This is a genomic window from Dickeya sp. Secpp 1600 (assembly GCF_003049805.1).
GTDB classification, from domain to species: Bacteria; Pseudomonadota; Gammaproteobacteria; order Enterobacterales; family Enterobacteriaceae; genus Dickeya; species Dickeya fangzhongdai.
Genome location: NZ_CP023484.1, coordinates 148,899 through 163,802, shown reverse-complemented (window position 1 = coordinate 163,802; position 14,904 = coordinate 148,899). Strand labels below are relative to the sequence as shown.

At 56.0% G+C, this 14,904-nt stretch carries 12 protein-coding genes and 1 pseudogene; 5 read left to right on the top strand and 8 right to left on the bottom strand.

What is annotated here, in order from left to right; all coding sequences use genetic code 11:
- Nucleotides 1-240 precede the first annotated feature (240 nt).
- From CPA59_RS00695 to CPA59_RS00670, 6 genes are read right to left on the bottom strand one after another with little or no spacing between them, the layout of a single operon-like run.
- Nucleotides 241-1,752 (bottom strand): serine hydrolase, encoded by a 1,512-nt coding sequence (locus CPA59_RS00695; RefSeq protein ID WP_107758513.1) that lies wholly within the window; start codon nt 1,750-1,752, stop codon nt 241-243.
- Nucleotides 1,749-2,489, bottom strand: coding sequence for an ABC transporter ATP-binding protein (locus CPA59_RS00690; RefSeq protein WP_038920581.1), 741 nt, complete (start codon nt 2,487-2,489; stop codon nt 1,749-1,751). Before CPA59_RS00690 ends, CPA59_RS00695 begins: the two co-directional genes overlap by 4 nt.
- Before the next feature lie 12 nt (nt 2,490-2,501).
- Nucleotides 2,502-3,332, bottom strand: a complete 831-nt coding sequence (locus tag CPA59_RS00685; RefSeq protein ID WP_049855312.1) for an ABC transporter ATP-binding protein — start codon at nt 3,330-3,332, stop codon at nt 2,502-2,504.
- Nucleotides 3,333-4,235, bottom strand: a complete 903-nt coding sequence (locus CPA59_RS00680; protein ID WP_038663569.1) for an ABC transporter permease — start codon at nt 4,233-4,235, stop codon at nt 3,333-3,335.
- Nucleotides 4,232-5,242: an ABC transporter permease gene (locus tag CPA59_RS00675; RefSeq protein WP_107758512.1), complete on the bottom strand. Its 1,011-nt coding sequence runs from the start codon at nt 5,240-5,242 to the stop codon at nt 4,232-4,234. Before CPA59_RS00675 ends, CPA59_RS00680 begins: the two co-directional genes overlap by 4 nt.
- Entirely contained in the window at nt 5,242-6,837 is a 1,596-nt protein-coding gene (locus CPA59_RS00670) for an ABC transporter substrate-binding protein (protein ID WP_049855311.1), read from the bottom strand. The genes CPA59_RS00675 and CPA59_RS00670 overlap by 1 nt, the downstream gene beginning before the upstream one ends.
- Before the next feature lie 202 nt (nt 6,838-7,039).
- Here CPA59_RS00670 and CPA59_RS00665 point away from each other — a divergent pair, with 202 nt between their 5' ends.
- The 5 genes from CPA59_RS00665 (at nt 7,040) to CPA59_RS00645 (ending at nt 13,452) form a co-directional block, all read left to right on the top strand.
- Nucleotides 7,040-8,116, top strand: coding sequence for a dipeptidase (locus CPA59_RS00665; protein WP_107758511.1), 1,077 nt, complete (start codon nt 7,040-7,042; stop codon nt 8,114-8,116).
- Between the two features lie 128 nt (nt 8,117-8,244).
- Nucleotides 8,245-9,153 (top strand): LysR family transcriptional regulator, encoded by a 909-nt coding sequence (locus CPA59_RS00660; protein ID WP_038920586.1) that lies wholly within the window; start codon nt 8,245-8,247, stop codon nt 9,151-9,153.
- Between the two features lie 129 nt (nt 9,154-9,282).
- The gene (locus CPA59_RS00655; protein ID WP_038920587.1) at nt 9,283-10,146 is read left to right on the top strand and encodes a YicC/YloC family endoribonuclease; all 864 of its coding nucleotides are present in this window, start codon (nt 9,283-9,285) and stop codon (nt 10,144-10,146) included.
- Between the two features lie 255 nt (nt 10,147-10,401).
- The gene (locus CPA59_RS00650; protein WP_107758510.1) at nt 10,402-12,729 is read left to right on the top strand and encodes a glycoside hydrolase family 19 protein; all 2,328 of its coding nucleotides are present in this window, start codon (nt 10,402-10,404) and stop codon (nt 12,727-12,729) included.
- Nucleotides 12,730-13,452 (top strand): hypothetical protein, encoded by a 723-nt coding sequence (locus tag CPA59_RS00645; protein WP_107758509.1) that lies wholly within the window; start codon nt 12,730-12,732, stop codon nt 13,450-13,452.
- 150 nt (nt 13,453-13,602) lie between these two features.
- Here CPA59_RS00645 and CPA59_RS00640 read toward each other — a convergent pair.
- Nucleotides 13,603-13,986: pseudogene (locus CPA59_RS00640) on the bottom strand (type VI secretion system PAAR protein); the annotation flags it as partial.
- A 167-nt stretch (nt 13,987-14,153) separates the two neighbouring features.
- A complete protein-coding gene (locus CPA59_RS00635; RefSeq protein WP_107758508.1) occupies nt 14,154-14,837 on the bottom strand; it encodes a hypothetical protein in 684 nt (227 codons plus the stop codon).
- Nucleotides 14,838-14,904 lie beyond the last annotated feature (67 nt).

The following is a 14,904-nucleotide window of genomic DNA, read 5'->3' as shown; positions in this document are numbered from 1 at the left end:
TTTAACTAGTTCGGGTTGCAGAAAAGGGAAAGCGACAGCCGGGTAAATCGGCCTGAAACAGATTTGAACGCGGCTTTTGCAATCAGCTGATATCGTTTTTGATGAAGTGATCATCATCATGGCGGAGGGGAGAGCTCTCCCCCTCCGCCATTGGGCATAGGTTAATCATCGTCTTTGCTGATTAGGGCTGGTCGAAGCAAAAAGACCAGATCACGGCTAAATAGTAATCAAAAAACCGCGTCACCCGCGCTGATACCGCACCACCCGGCTGCGATTAAGCAATAAAGTCAGATAGCCGTCTTGTACCAGCAGCGAGAAGCGTTTTTCCCACGGGCCGTCCTGTACCGTGGCGAGCGCGCGGCCGTTGCCGAGCGATTGCAGAGAGCCGGCGATCGCCGCCGGGCCGAGTCCCATCACGATACTATCGCCGTCAATCACCAGTTCGCTGCGCGTGTCCGGCCAGTACCAGCGGCCTTGCAGTTGCGCCACGCTGTTGTCGGCCTCCACCGGCAGAAAACGGCACGGAGCGTGACCGATTTCCCCTTCGATCGCCATGCCGTGCTGCCGCAGTTTCATCGGCAGATGGCTGGACAGCGACACCGTCACACCCGGCGTCTCACTGCGATACAGCGTTTCGATCGCGCCCAGCCAGCAGGCGCCCGGCCCTTTCACCTCCAGCCAGTGGCCGCCCTGCTCCGCCGCGTACAGCCCCGGCGTCAGGTCATGCCCGCGCGCCGGCAGCGGCTGGTCCAGCAAGGCGGACATCACCCGCAGCACGCTGTCGTAGGTGGCGACATCTTCCCGGTTGGCGACCAGCGCCACCCCGACCTGCAATACCGGGTCAAGCAGGAAGTAACTCTTATAACCCGCGTGAGAGCCGCCATGCCCCACCAGCAACGCATCGCCGATGCGGCTGTGCGCCACGCCCAGCCCGTAACCGGTGACGCGGCCGTCGCTCAGGCAACGCGGCTGAGACAGGCGCGCCAGCACGCCTTCGCCCGGCCCCTGATTCATCAGCAACGACTGCAGCCAGACCGTCAGATCGCGCACGCTGCCGGCAACGCAACCGGACGTGGACAGGTGCAGCCCGGCGCAGGACAACTGCCAGCCCTGCGGCGATGGCCAGTAGCCCGGCACCAGTCCGGGCACGATATCAAACCAGGTTTCCGGCGCGCTGAGCGCAATCCCCAGCGGCTGGTTAATGTGCTGGCGCAGCAGGTCGGCGAAATAGATGCCTTTGGCTTTCAGCGCTTCCTCCACCAGCCGGTAGCCGGTGTTGGTATAGGAGATCTCGCTGCCTGCCGGGTAATTCAGACAGCCATTGTCCGCCAGAAACGCCAGCAGACTGTCGGCCGAGGTGGCGTTGTACACCGACAACCCCAGCAGCGACAGGCTTTCACGCACATCCGGCAGGCCGGAGGTCATGTCCAGCGCCTGCCCGACCGTCACCTTGCCGTTCTCGCCGGTCAGTTGCGGCAGATGCCGGCTGAGCGGGTCGGTCAGCGCAAGCTGCGAGCTGGCGGCCCCTGTCACCAGCGAGGCGAACAGATGCTTGGTGACCGAGGCGAAACGTACCACGCTCTGGGTGGTGAACGGCGTTTGCTGCGCCAGATCCGCCAGCCCGCCGCAGCAGGCGGCGCGAATCTGCTCGCTGTCGAACAGCGTGATGGCGCCGCCCGGCTGGCCGGGCTGATTCCAGGACTGGGTGATTGCGCGCGCCTCATCGACGGCACGCTGCCAGTGTAATCTCATGCCGGTTCCTCCAGCGTCATGCTTAAATCATACAGCTCCGCCGTGTGCGGATGATGCAGGTTGCGCGAGCGCAAATGCTCCACGCTGAGCTGTTCCACCATCTCGCCATGCTGCATCACGCCGACGCGCTGACACAGATGGGACACCACCGCCAGATTATGGCTGACCATGATGTAGGTGAGCCTACGCTCCTGACGCAGGTCTGTCAGCAGATTGAGGATTTCCGCCTGCACCGACACATCCAGCGCCGAGGTCGGTTCATCCAGCAGCAGCACTTCCGGCTCGGCGATCAGCGCGCGGGCAATCGCCACCCGCTGTCGCTGGCCGCCGGAGAGCTGGTGGGGAAAGCGAAAGCGCGCCGCGGCGGGCAGGCCCACCTCTTCCAGCGCCCGGGTAATACGCTGCTCGGCGCGATCGAAGCGGTGCACCAGCAGCGGCTCATGCAAAATGCGATCGATGGTCTGGCGCGGATGCAACGATCCGTACGGATCCTGAAACACCATCTGCACCTGACGGAAAAAGCTGCGATCCCGCCGTGCCGACTGCGCCATGCCGCCAAACTCGATGCGCCCGCGCCACTGGGTATTTAACCCGGCCAGCGCGCGCAAAATGGTGGACTTGCCGGAGCCGCTTTCGCCGACCATACCGAAGCTGTCGCCGCTTTCCAGCGCGAAGGACACCCCTTTCACTACCTCGACGCCGCCGAAGGCGATGCGCAGGTTTTCTACTTTAATCATTCGTTACACCCATCATGCAGTTCTCCAGGCCGGGTCACGCTGCAACACCGGCAGTCGATCGCGCGGATGTTTCAGCGACGGCAGGCAGGCCAGCAGCCCTTGGGTATACGGATGCTGCGCCTGCAACAGTTCGCTGGCCTGCAGCATCTCGACGATCCGCCCGGCGTACATCACCGCCACCCGATCGCAGAAATGCGACACCAGCGGCAGGTCGTGACTGATCAGGATCAATCCCATGCCGCGCTGCGATACCAGATCGTCGATCAGACACAGGATCTCCGCCTGCACCGTGGCGTCAAGCGCCGAGGTCGGTTCATCGGCGATCAGCAGTTCCGGGTCGGGCGCCAGCATCATGGCGATCATCACCCTCTGCCCCATGCCGCCCGACACTTCGTGCGGGTAACACGTCGCCACCCGCTGCGGATCGCGAATGCGCACTTGATTCAGCAGGTCAATGGCGGCGTCCATCGCCGCGCGGCGGCTGCCGCCTTTGTGCTCACGCCAGGCTTCCGCCACCTGCTGGCCGATGGTCATCACCGGATTCAGCGAGTACTTCGGGTCTTGCAGGATAAAGCCGACCCGCTTGCCGCGAATCTGGCGTAACGTTTTCTCGCTGGCGCCGCGCAGGTCGATGCCGTCAAAACTCAGTTTGTCGGCCTGAATGCGGGCGCTGCCCGGCAGCAACTGCATCAGGCTACGGGCGGTCAGCGACTTGCCGGAGCCGCTTTCGCCGACGATGGCGAACTTCTCCTTGCCGACGCTGAAGCTGACGCCGCGCACCGCCTCAAAAGTTTCCGTCCGATTGGCGAACGCGATACGGAGGTTCTCAATTTCCACCAGCATTTAGCGCTCCTTCGGGTCCAGCAGATCGCGCAGGCCGTCGCCGAGAAAGTTGAAGGCCAGCGAGGTGAGGAAAATGGCGATACAGGGCACCAGCGGCACCCACCAGGCGTTGAACAGGAAACGGCGCGCGGTGGCGATCATGGTGCCCCATTCCGGCGACGGCGGCTGCGCGCCCATGCCGAGGAAACCCAGGCTGGCGGCGGTGATGATGATGGAGCTCATGTCCAGCGTCACCCGCACAATCAGGCTCGGCACGCACAGCGGCATGATGTGGCGCAGAATAATACGCAGCGGCGCGGCGCCGGTCAGGCGGCAGGCGGCGATAAAATCGGTGTGGCGAAACTGCAGCGTCTCCGCCCGCGCCAGCCGCGCATACGGCGGCCAGGCGGTGAGCGCAATCGCCAGAATGGCGCTTTCCACCCCCGGTTTCAGCGCCGCCACAAACGCCAGCGCCAGCACCAGCCGCGGAAACGCCAGAAAGATATCGGTCAGCCGCATCAGGATTTTATCAAGCAACCCACCGGCGTAACCGGCGATACAGCCGACCAGCAGACCGATCGGCGCGGTCAGCGCCACCACCGCAATCACCATGCCCAGCGTGGTGCGACCGCCATATAAAATACGGCTGAATACATCGCGCCCCAGTTCATCAGTACCCAGCCAATGCGCAGCGGACGGCGCCGCCAGCCGGTTGGACAAGTTCTGAAAACCGGGGTCGTACGGCGTCAGCCAGGGCGCGGCCAGCGACAACAGCATGACTGCGGCGATGATGATCAACCCCAGCATCGCCATCGGATTGGTGCGAAACCCCAGCCACAGGCGGTAACGCTGCCCCCACACCGCCTGACGGCGTGTGCTGGGCGTTTCGTCGAGCAACCAGGCTCGTGAGACAAGAAAACTCATGTTACGCGGGGATCCAAAAGTCGATAGAGAATGTCAGCCAGCAGGTTCAGCAGCACGTAGGTCGCGCCCACCAGCAATGTGGCGCCCACCACCGGGTTCATGTCCGCATTGAGCAGCGCGGTAGTGAGGTACTGGCCCAGTCCCGGCCAGGAGAATACGTTTTCCGTCACCACCGCGCCTTCCAGCAGCCCGGCGTAGGTCAGCGCCAGCACCGTCACCAGTTGCACCGCCACCGTGGGGAAAGCATGCCGCCAGACGACCCGACGGGACGACAGCCCTTTGGCGCGGGCGGTGATCACGAACTCGCCGCCGAGCGCATTGAGCATGAAAGTACGGGTCATGCGGGTGATGTAGGCCATACTGAAATACGCCAGAATCAGCACCGGCTGCACCATGTGCGCCAGCGCATCGCACAACGCGTCATAGTCGCCCGCCAGCAGCGAGTCCACCGTCAGCAGCCCGGTGACGTGCGGCACCATGTCCTGAAAGATGATGTCCTGCCGCCCCGGCCCCGGCGCAATGCCCAGCACCGCGTAGAAAATCAGCAGGCTCAGCAGCGCCAGCACAAACACCGGCAGCGAATGCCCGGCCAGACAGACGACGCGGATGGTTTGATCCACCCAGCGTCCTTGTCGCACCGCCGCCCACACCCCGAGCGGAATGCCGACCAACGCCGCGACGATGATCGCGGCGGTCGCCAGTTCCAGCGTGGCGGGGAAGTAGCGGGCGATATCGGTGGTCACCGGATTAGAGGTCAGCACCGAGCGACCCAGATCGCCGTGCAGCAGTTGGTTCAGGTAGTGGCCGTACTGCATCCACAGGGGCTGATCCAGCCCCATTTCCTGACGTACCCGCTCCACCACCGCCTGGGGCGCATTGTCCCCGACGGCGGCGAGCACCGGGTCGGTCGGCATGATACGACCGATGAAGAAGGTCAGCACCGATAACCCCAGCAGGGTCAGCAACAGGCTGCCGAGCGTACTGCAAAAACGGATCAGTATCTGCATCAGGCTTTCTTCACCTGCTGGTAAGGCACTTTGCTCAATACCGTCATGGTGACGCCGCTGAGGTTCTTACGGCAGGCCAGCGTTTTCTCATCCTGCATCATCAGCGTGAACGGGCTCAGTTCGCGGTGGTTGCGTTGCAGGGTTTCGTACAGCGCGATGCGTTTGGCCGGGTCCTGCTCATGCAGCGCCTGTTCGGTCAACTGGTTGAACTTTTCATCCGACCAGCCGCAACGCCAGGCCAGCGTGCGATTGCGGGCGCCGTCGCTGTTGTCGGTATTGACGCAGAAGGCTTCGGCGTTGGAGTTCGGGTCGAAATAGTCCGCTCCCCACACCGTCAGCGCCAGTTGCTGCTGGCGGGCGCGCATTTTAGTGAGTACCTGACGGTTTTCCGCCGCAATCAGCTTCACCTTGATGCCGATAGCGCCAAGCTGGGTCTGGATCGCCTGCGCAATATCCGGGTGCGGCTGGGCGGAGTAGTGATCCATCGTAATCTCAAAGCCGTCCGGATAACCGGCGTCTTTCAGCAACGCTTTGGCTTTGGCGACATCCAGATGGAACGGGGTGTCGTCCAGCGCCGCCGGAAAACCGCCCGGCAGGAAGCTCTGATGCACCTTGTGCGTCAGCGGCAGAATGTTTTTCTGGATGCTGTCGTAGTCCAGCGCCCACTTGATGGCCTGCCACACCTGCGGTTTTTTCAGGAATTCGTTGGCGGTGTTACAGGACAGCAGCATCACGCTGGCGATGCTCTGACGCACCAGATGGTAGTTACTGTCGTTCACCAGCGGGCGAATCTGCTCGGTGGTCAGGTTGCGGGCGATATCCACGTCCCCTTTCTGCAGCATCAGCAACTGGGCGGACGGGTCGACGATGTGCTTGAGCAGGACGCGCTTAAAGGCGTTGTCAGTCGGGAAGTGATCGTTCTTCTGCAGGATGATGCTTTCGCTGGCTTTCCAGCTCACCAGCGAGAACGGGCCGGAGCCGGCGCTGTTCTGTTTCAGCCACTGGTTGCCCAGATCGTTGTTCTGCTGATTAGCCAGCGCCGCCTTTTTCTGCACGATGCTGCCCACCGGCGCGGACAGGCAGTACAGCAGGAAGGTTTCCGCTGCCGGCTTATCCAGGCTTATCACCAGCGTTTTTTCATCCGGCGCGGTGATGTGCTGCTCCACGTTGTCTTTGGTAAAACCGAACTGGTTGATGATGAACGCCGGGCTCTTGTCCAACTTGACCGCGCGCTGCAACGAGAAGGCGGCATCGTCGGCGGTAACCGGCGAACCGTCGGCGAATTTGGCTTTCGGATTGAGGTGGAAGGTGAAGGTTTTGCTGTCGTTGCCAACCTCCCAACTGACGGCCAGATCGCCAATCACCTCTTGCGGGTTGGCCGGGTTTGGCATCACCAGACGCTGGTACAGGTTGCCGATGATTTCGGTCCCTACCGCCTCAAACCCTTCCTGCGGGTCGAGACTGGTCATGTTATCGAGCTGCATCGCCATCACCAGCATGGACGGCGGCGTATCGGCAAACGCGGTGTTCAGATTGAGCCAGGACAGGAAAGGCACGGTAGCGCAACCGGCAAGAAAACGTCTTCTGGTGACCATTAATCCCCCAAGTGTCTGATTTTAAAATAAAATAAAATATATTTTTTCTGTCTGCGGCTTGACAGATATCACAGGCGCTGGCTTAAATGGTGCTGCGGCGAACAAAATTTCTCCGCCTGAATGAACCGCACCAGCATGGTGCAGAGCAGGTTCCATTTCAGAAAATCATTTTTCTTTCAATCCAGTATCGGTACTTTCTTCCATGTCAGATTCGCCCATGTCAGACAAGCCGCTTGTACATAATCTCCCTGTCTTCGATGGCCACAACGACGTGCTGTCACGCCTGTGGCGACTTCATCGCGATAATCCGACCGATGCCTTTCTGAACGGGCCGTCGCAGGGTCATATTGACCTGCCCCGGATCCGGCAGGGCGGATTCGCCGGCGGCCTGTTCGCCACCTACGTTCCCTCGAACCAGAGTGAAGCAACATCCATACCAGATGGCAACGTTTTATTAACCACCCCGTCCATGGCGCAGGCGCGCGACGTCAGCTTCTGGATGCTCGCCACCCTGCTGCGCCTTGAAGCGGCATCCGCCGGGCAACTGCGGGTGTGCCGCAGTGCGGCCGATATCCGTCGCTGCATGGCGGACGGCGTAGTGGCGGCGGTGATGCACATCGAAGGCGCCGAGATGCTGGATGCCGACCTGGAGCTGCTGGATATTCTCTACGCCGCCGGGCTTCGCAGCCTGGGGCCGCTGTGGAGCCGGCCGAATATCTTCGGACAAGGCGTGCCGTTCCGTTTCCCTTCCTCGCCCGACACCGGCGATGGCCTGACCGACGCCGGGCTGCGGCTGGTGCGCGCCTGCAACGCCAAACGCATTCTGGTGGACCTCTCCCACATGGATGAAAAAGGCTTCTGGCAGACGGCGGCGGTTTCCGACGCGCCGCTGGTAGCCAGCCACTCCAACGCCCACGCGCTGTGCGCCCAGTCGCGCAACCTCACCGACCGCCAGCTGGCGGCTATCCGCGAGCGCGACGGCTTTGTCGGCGTCAATTTCGGTACCTCCTTCCTGCGTGCCGACGGCCAGAAAGACCCGTCCGCCACGGTGCAGGAGATCGTGCGTCATGTGGAGTATCTGCTGGAAAAACTGGGCGAAAATGGCGTCGGCTTCGGTTCCGATCTGGACGGCACCACCATCCCGGGCGACCTGAAGGATGTGGCGGGTTTCCCCATTTTGGTGCAGGCGCTGGCCGATCGCGGCTACTCACGCACTCTGTTGGAGAAAATCTGTTACGACAACTGGCTGCGGGTGCTGGAAGCCACCTGGGGCGAATAGCCGGCGGACGCGGCCTGCCGCCATCCGGCCGCGTTTTTCAATAACATGGCGTGAATCTTGCTTGTTTCTGTGTTGGATCGTGCTCCATCGGGCCGGTCGGGCACACATCACACAACAGGACTCAGGTTATGCGTTTACGCCACATCGAAGTCTTTCAGGCGATCGTTCAGGCCGGCACCATCAGCGGCGCGGCGCGGTTACTCAACGTTTCCCAGCCCAACGTCAGCCGGGTGCTGAATCACGCCGAACAGCAACTGGGTTTCGCGCTGTTCGAACGCCGTTCGCAGGGATTGGTGCCTACGGTGGAAGGGCAACGGCTGATGCCGGAAATCGAACAGCTTTACAGCCAATTACAGAGTATTTCCCGCCTGACCGAACAGATCCGCAAAGGCCAGCGCGAGGCGGTGCGGCTCGGTGCGGCGCACGCCTTTGGCCAGATGATTGTCGCCCCGGCGATGGTGGAGTTTCAGCAACAGGCGCCACTGGTGAATATGGAGCTGGTCACCGAGCATTTCAGCACCCTGTGTCAGAATATTCAGCAGCATCAGCTCGACCTGGCGCTGGTGTTCGGCCAACAGGTGCCGCCGGATTTGCTGGCCGAGCCGCTGTGCCAGTCGCGGATGGTGGCGATTCTGCCGAAAGACAGCCCGCAACAGGGGCCGGTGTCGCTGGAATGGCTGTGCCACAACAACCTGCTGATGATGCAGCAGCAGGACCCGCTGGGCCAGGTGGTGCACCGCGCGCTGCGCGATCGTCGCCTCAAACCGGCGGCTTCGCTGTACATCAAGACCTACTCGGTGATCGCCGATATGGTGCTGGCGGGCGGCGGCACCGGCATCGTCGACCTGTTCACCGCGCGCCGTTATGCCGATCAGCTCAAAATCGTGCCCATCAGCCAGCCGCTGCCGTTTGAGGTGATGCTGATCAGCCGCCGCGACATCCCGCAATCCCGCGAGATCTTGCAGCTCAAACAGGTGCTGAAAAGCAAGTGCCGCGAACTCGCCAGCCAGTGTCTGCCGCTGCTGGAAGCGGCATAACCGCCGCCGTACGCTTTCGGCCATCGCGTGGTTTGGCCGGAAGCCGTGATTTGTCAGTCCGTTACCGCTGTCGCTTTTGGCAAACCGCCCGTTATAATTACCCCATCACTTCTTAACAGGTATGCACCGATGATTCGTAGCATGACCGCTTACGCCCGGCGAGAAATCAAGGGTGACTGGGGTAGCGCCGCCTGGGAGCTTCGCTCCGTAAACCAGCGTTATCTGGAAACCTACATCCGTTTACCCGAGCAGTTCCGCAGCTTAGAGCCGGTAATCCGCGAACGCATCCGCAACCGCCTGACCCGCGGCAAAATCGAGTGCGGCTTGCGTTTTGAGCTGGACCCGCGCGCACAAGGGCAACTCATCCTCAACGAGCAACTGGCCAAACAGCTGGTGACGGCGGCGAACTGGGTAAAAATGCAGAGCGACGAAGGCGAGGTCAACCCGCTCGACATCCTGCGCTGGCCGGGGGTGATGTCGGCGCAGGAGCAGGATCTGGACGCCATCAGCGCCGAACTGATGCAGGCGCTGGAAGCCGCGCTGGACGACTTCATCCTCGCCCGCGAAAGCGAAGGCAACGCGCTCAAGGCGCTGATTGAACAGCGGCTGGTGGGCGTCAGCGCCGAAGTCGCCAAGGTTCGCGCCCACATGCCGAACATTCTGCAATGGCAGCGGGAAAAACTGCAAAGCAAGCTGGATGAAGCGCAGGTGCAACTCGACGGCAACCGGCTGGAGCAGGAGCTGGTGCTGCTGGCGCAGCGCATCGACGTAGCCGAAGAACTCGACCGGCTGGAAGCCCACGTGCGGGAAACCTACAAAATCCTCAACAAGCAGGAAGCCGTCGGCCGCCGTCTGGACTTTATGATGCAGGAATTCAACCGCGAATCGAACACGCTGGGTTCCAAATCCATCAACGCCGACGTCACCGCCTCCGCCATCGAACTGAAAGTGCTGATTGAGCAGATGCGGGAGCAGATTCAGAATATCGAGTGATTTCTGTACTGCGCTACCGACTATTACAACGCCCTGTTTTCAGGGCGTTTTTGCTGCCATCACATCTACCCATACCGACCAGGAATCCACCAACCCCACGGCAGAAAAGGTGCCTACCGTCAACCATTCAGGAGCCCCAGCCCATACCGCAATCATCTGGCATGATGTGCGGATAAAGCGTATGTTACCGTCTGCATTCAGGAAGAAACCGTTTACGATCAGGCCGATCGCACTGACGGTGCAAGGGAGAACAGGATGGACACGCGTTATCCGATACGGAAAGCGGATGGCAAGGATTACGACAGTCTGGATACGTTACTGAACGTCTTGCGGAATGAACCGGACGGCTGGTGGCTGGCGAGTAGTAACCGACAGTGGCATGGCGGCATCCATATCAGCCGTCGTAGCGCCCCGGAATCAGTGCTGACCTCAACGAACGCCGACAGAGCGGTTCCACTTCAGTGTATCGCCAGCGGGGAAGTGGCGGCATGGCGCATCAATAAAAACTACTGCACCGCGCCGTATGACAAATATCAGCTGCGCTATTCCAGCACGTTTCTGCTGGTGCGCTCGGAACATCAACCGAATCCGGACGACCAAAGCACCTGGCTGACGTTTTACACGCTGTATATGCACCTCGCCCCAGTTTCTGCTTACCCAACGCTGATGAATTGTTATCGTGTCAAACCCAATATAAATAACTTATCGACAAGCGAATACAACGGCCGGGAAATCAGCGGGCAAAAATTGCCGAAAGCGGGAAATATCACACTCAAAGAAAATGATTTACTGGTGGTTTCAAAACAGGAAACATTCAAAATAGGGCACGAAACTACTAACGGTGTTTTCGGGTTGGCCCAACTCCTGAAAGATGGGAGTGTGAGTGAAAAAAAATTCTGGGTTTCCCTGGAGGATCGATTTGTCGAGCCGGTTACCCCTCGCTATCACCGTATGCCGGAATGGATGACTAAAGCTGTTGAGCATGGGGAATATAATGCGGTGGTCATCCCCGGAGAGAAACTGACGATCAACGCCGGAGACGCGATCGGCTTTTTAGCAGAAGATAACTCCCCCGCCAAATCCGGTTCTGGTGGTGTGGATATAGACTTTTATTCGCACATTGAAGTCATCAGTGTCGATACCAATATGCCCGGTTTTCTCTCTAATCCCAAACAGATTAAAACCGGCCGAGCCTTTGTGAAGATAAAAGCAGGAAAGCCGTTATATCAGAAATCCGGTGAAGGTGACGAAACAACATTTACGCCAACAAATACGGTGACCAAAGGTACGGATGACGGAAGAATTCTGCCTCGTGATAAAGCCAGCCCGATAGATGCTCAGGGAACAACGTGGTTTCAAATTGCGCCGGATAACTGGGTGAAAGGCCAGGATGTGGACGTGTTGAGCCAACATGATTTATCTGAACTAGGCTTTATTACGCTGGAAGAAGCCTCGACGGAGGATTTCGGTTCTCTGCTAAAAGAGAATTTTCTCAAAGGCATTTTTGACTGGGTATCAAAATCCCTGCGGGGAGATACCGAGTTCGAAGGCCAACAGGGATCCGAGACGTATAAGAAGCTGGTGAAAGTCATAGACCAGAACAATGACGGGAATTTATCACAGTACGAACTGGCTGCGTTTGAAAAACGTATCTTCGAAAATTTACATTCCGGAGAAAATAACGTACCAGACCTGGTGCGTCGGCTGATAGTCAAACATGATAGCGAATGGTTTGGCGACAGCAAACATAAACACTGGCAATCTTTCCTTAACAACGACAGTTACCCTGAGATGATGCCGTATCTGAAAAAGTGGCGGGATGATATGGCGTGGATGAGTGAGGTTCCCGAGTTTAAATCGGGCAAACCTGTTTGGCATTTTCATCCTTTATTATTTCCATACTACTTAAATAAATCATCTGATTACGAAATAACAGTTGAGCTGATTGAATTTCTATTAGGTCACACCAGACCTTGGTTTACAGGAAAAAGTGGAAATAAAATCTTTGAAGCAAACTTTAAGATGAAATATTCAAACGTATATCATTATGACAAGCAAGCTTTCGTTAAGTCTCTTAATGCTATCATGAGCGAGTATGGAATTAACAAACCATATTACAAAGCTCATTTTTTATCACAATGTCTTCATGAGTCATCGCATCTTGACACAACACTAGAGTTTGGTTCTGGCAGAAATTACGATCCTGACAGGCACAAAGATGCTGTAAAATATGAGAATATAACTATCGGAGATGGTCCAAAATATAAAGGAAGAGGACTAATACAATTAACCTGGAAGAAAAACTATCGCCTTTTTTCAGAATACTCAGGGATTGATTTTATTTCCAATCCTGAATCAATAGCATCAGACATGGAAAATGCAATTAGGGCATCATGCTGGTTTTGGCGACACAATGGTGGCATCCACGTCAAATATGCTGCGATGGGTGATATAAATGTCCTTATAGACAATGAAAAAGATAATGTAAGACTAATAACACTCGCTGTTAATGGTGGTTACAATGGTCTTGATGAAAGAATAAGCCATTTCGAGAAGATTAAGAAAAAATGGGAGTTAGTGTAAATGAAATATTATCTCAACATTTTCGCATTAAGTTTTTTACTATTTTTTTCAAATTCAACACTTGCAGAAAATGAGCTATGCGATAATAGCTATTGTGAGGGTTTCCCGGTCCCTGACTCTATAAAAAAAATAGCAAAAGATGGCTATGAAAAAATAAAATCAGATATCATATTAGGAAAAAAATACCTAATGATAACGACGGGAAACGACATTAACAAATGTTCTACTCTCTTTCAGATAACAGCAACCGGAATAAAGGAAAAACCTGTTCTTCCAGAAAAGAATCCAATATGTAATTACTCTATCAATAAAAACAATGTGATTAGCTCATGGAAGGATGAAGGAAAATGGAATGAAGACATTTATCAGGTCTCAGATGAAAAATGGACGCTGATGTTTCGTGATGCATGCGTAGGCTGCGGCATAGTTAAACGCACCTATTTTAAAGAAGGTGTAGCTACCGAAACGGCACTCCTAAAAGATGAAAGTATCTATACGGAAAGAGCGCCAATTTTTGGCACCGTATCGGTAGAGAAAACCGTATTGTTAAACTCACCAATAATGACAGACCGGAAAAATTCATACCTGATTGCTGGCGATCATTTTAAGCTGCTAGATATGAGCGATAACGGCGAATTTTATAAAATAAGCTATCAAATGAAATCAGGTAAGAGCTTAACAGCATGGATTAACTCTGATGATTTCTCATTAGATGAGAAGTAACCTGATATTATCCATCGACTCAAGCCTGTCTACGATTAAATGTCACTATTTTCTATATAGATGACAATATGATAGTCCCTGATACCACCTGTATCAGGGATTTTATTTAATCAACTATCGACTCCATCGGGGTGGAGGGGTTATATTTTTCATGATATCCGAAAAAGAGATCAACGGATCGCGTCTTTTTACCGCCGCTTCCACACAATGTTGTACCGGAGATTGATAGGGCGTATCACCAATAATCACATTGCCGCTGCCTGAAACAATCAGACCGCCGCAGTCAATATCATCACCAATCCGCGCGGCGGATTTCCCATTAACCAATACCGTAGCGGATCCTGACGATATTTTTCTACCATGCACGCCATGAGGCGCCTGGGGACAAGGGCATCCGTGCATCTGAACCGTATCGCCAACCCGCGCCGCCGGCAGACCATTAATCAATACGTCGGAACTGCCTTCTATTATCGGAGTATCTGGAAAGCACTCATGTCCGCTTCCAATATCATTTAAGCGAGCCGCTCCTGGCATACCACTCTCCTTATTTCATTTGATTGAATAATATCCAATCTAAAATGCGGTCCAACACATCGGTTCGGTCATAGTATTCCCTTTGGCAGCACGAGCAAATATTTCCCGTCGGATTAACTGACTTTGTATAGTCCAGTGAATAAAGCAATGATATATTAGTCAGCGCATTATTTTTTCAAACGATAAATACTGCTGAAGCTGACATTTGCTCCACCACATTCGCCATTATCTTCAACGATCAAATTACCGTTAATTAGCTGCATCACACCGCTACATTCAAACTCTTCACGCGTATCCCCCCATTGAAGCGTATTACCGTTCGGTGTCGCCGAGGCAGAAATGCTACCGATATGAACAATCGATTCACCATAACCGGATACCCCACCATTCCAGGTGGCATTACCTTTTATATGAAGCGTGCTATTTTTCCCGCGGGTAATATTTATCTTACTGTAACCATCACTCCACGAACCGATCCAGGCATTGACTCCAACCGTTTCGATAGCCTGTTTTTCAAGATAAGTCGATTGCAACCAGCCGACAAACTCGGACTTCCGGCCAAAATACCACACACAAGACCAGCCGCTTTTTTCCTGCGCCACTATCACGCCGTCACCATTAATCAGATAGGCTTTCTGCTGGCAAAGCGCCTGATTCTCCGGGCATCCTTTGTCACTGTCATCATCGTAAAAATGCACTTTATCGCCATTAGGCGCGTTGATTCTGGCGACAGAATATTGGCCGGGATAACCGGGAAACGCGCCATTGCGGCACATCGTCATGTCATAATCACTTCTCGCAAAACATGAAAATGAGACACATGAAAACAAAATAATCGCCATTCCTTTCATTACCCGGTTCTCCTTGTTAAAAATATCACCAGTACAACACGAACTTATCGCTCTTTGAATCAATAAT

Excerpts from the sequence above, each read along its gene's own strand:
- CPA59_RS00695 (WP_107758513.1), bottom strand. The coding sequence starts at position 1,752 with ATGAGATTACACTGGCAGCGTGCCGTCGATGAGGCGCGCGCAATCACC.
- CPA59_RS00690 (WP_038920581.1), bottom strand. The coding sequence starts at position 2,489 with ATGATTAAAGTAGAAAACCTGCGCATCGCCTTCGGCGGCGTCGAGGTA.
- CPA59_RS00685 (WP_049855312.1), bottom strand. The coding sequence starts at position 3,332 with ATGCTGGTGGAAATTGAGAACCTCCGTATCGCGTTCGCCAATCGGACG.
- CPA59_RS00680 (WP_038663569.1), bottom strand. The coding sequence starts at position 4,235 with ATGAGTTTTCTTGTCTCACGAGCCTGGTTGCTCGACGAAACGCCCAGC.
- CPA59_RS00675 (WP_107758512.1), bottom strand. The coding sequence starts at position 5,242 with ATGCAGATACTGATCCGTTTTTGCAGTACGCTCGGCAGCCTGTTGCTG.
- CPA59_RS00670 (WP_049855311.1), bottom strand. The coding sequence starts at position 6,837 with ATGGTCACCAGAAGACGTTTTCTTGCCGGTTGCGCTACCGTGCCTTTC.
- CPA59_RS00665 (WP_107758511.1), top strand. The coding sequence starts at position 7,040 with ATGTCAGATTCGCCCATGTCAGACAAGCCGCTTGTACATAATCTCCCT.
- CPA59_RS00660 (WP_038920586.1), top strand. The coding sequence starts at position 8,245 with ATGCGTTTACGCCACATCGAAGTCTTTCAGGCGATCGTTCAGGCCGGC.
- CPA59_RS00655 (WP_038920587.1), top strand. The coding sequence starts at position 9,283 with ATGATTCGTAGCATGACCGCTTACGCCCGGCGAGAAATCAAGGGTGAC.
- CPA59_RS00650 (WP_107758510.1), top strand. The coding sequence starts at position 10,402 with ATGGACACGCGTTATCCGATACGGAAAGCGGATGGCAAGGATTACGAC.
- CPA59_RS00645 (WP_107758509.1), top strand. The coding sequence starts at position 12,730 with ATGAAATATTATCTCAACATTTTCGCATTAAGTTTTTTACTATTTTTT.
- CPA59_RS00635 (WP_107758508.1), bottom strand. The coding sequence starts at position 14,837 with ATGAAAGGAATGGCGATTATTTTGTTTTCATGTGTCTCATTTTCATGT.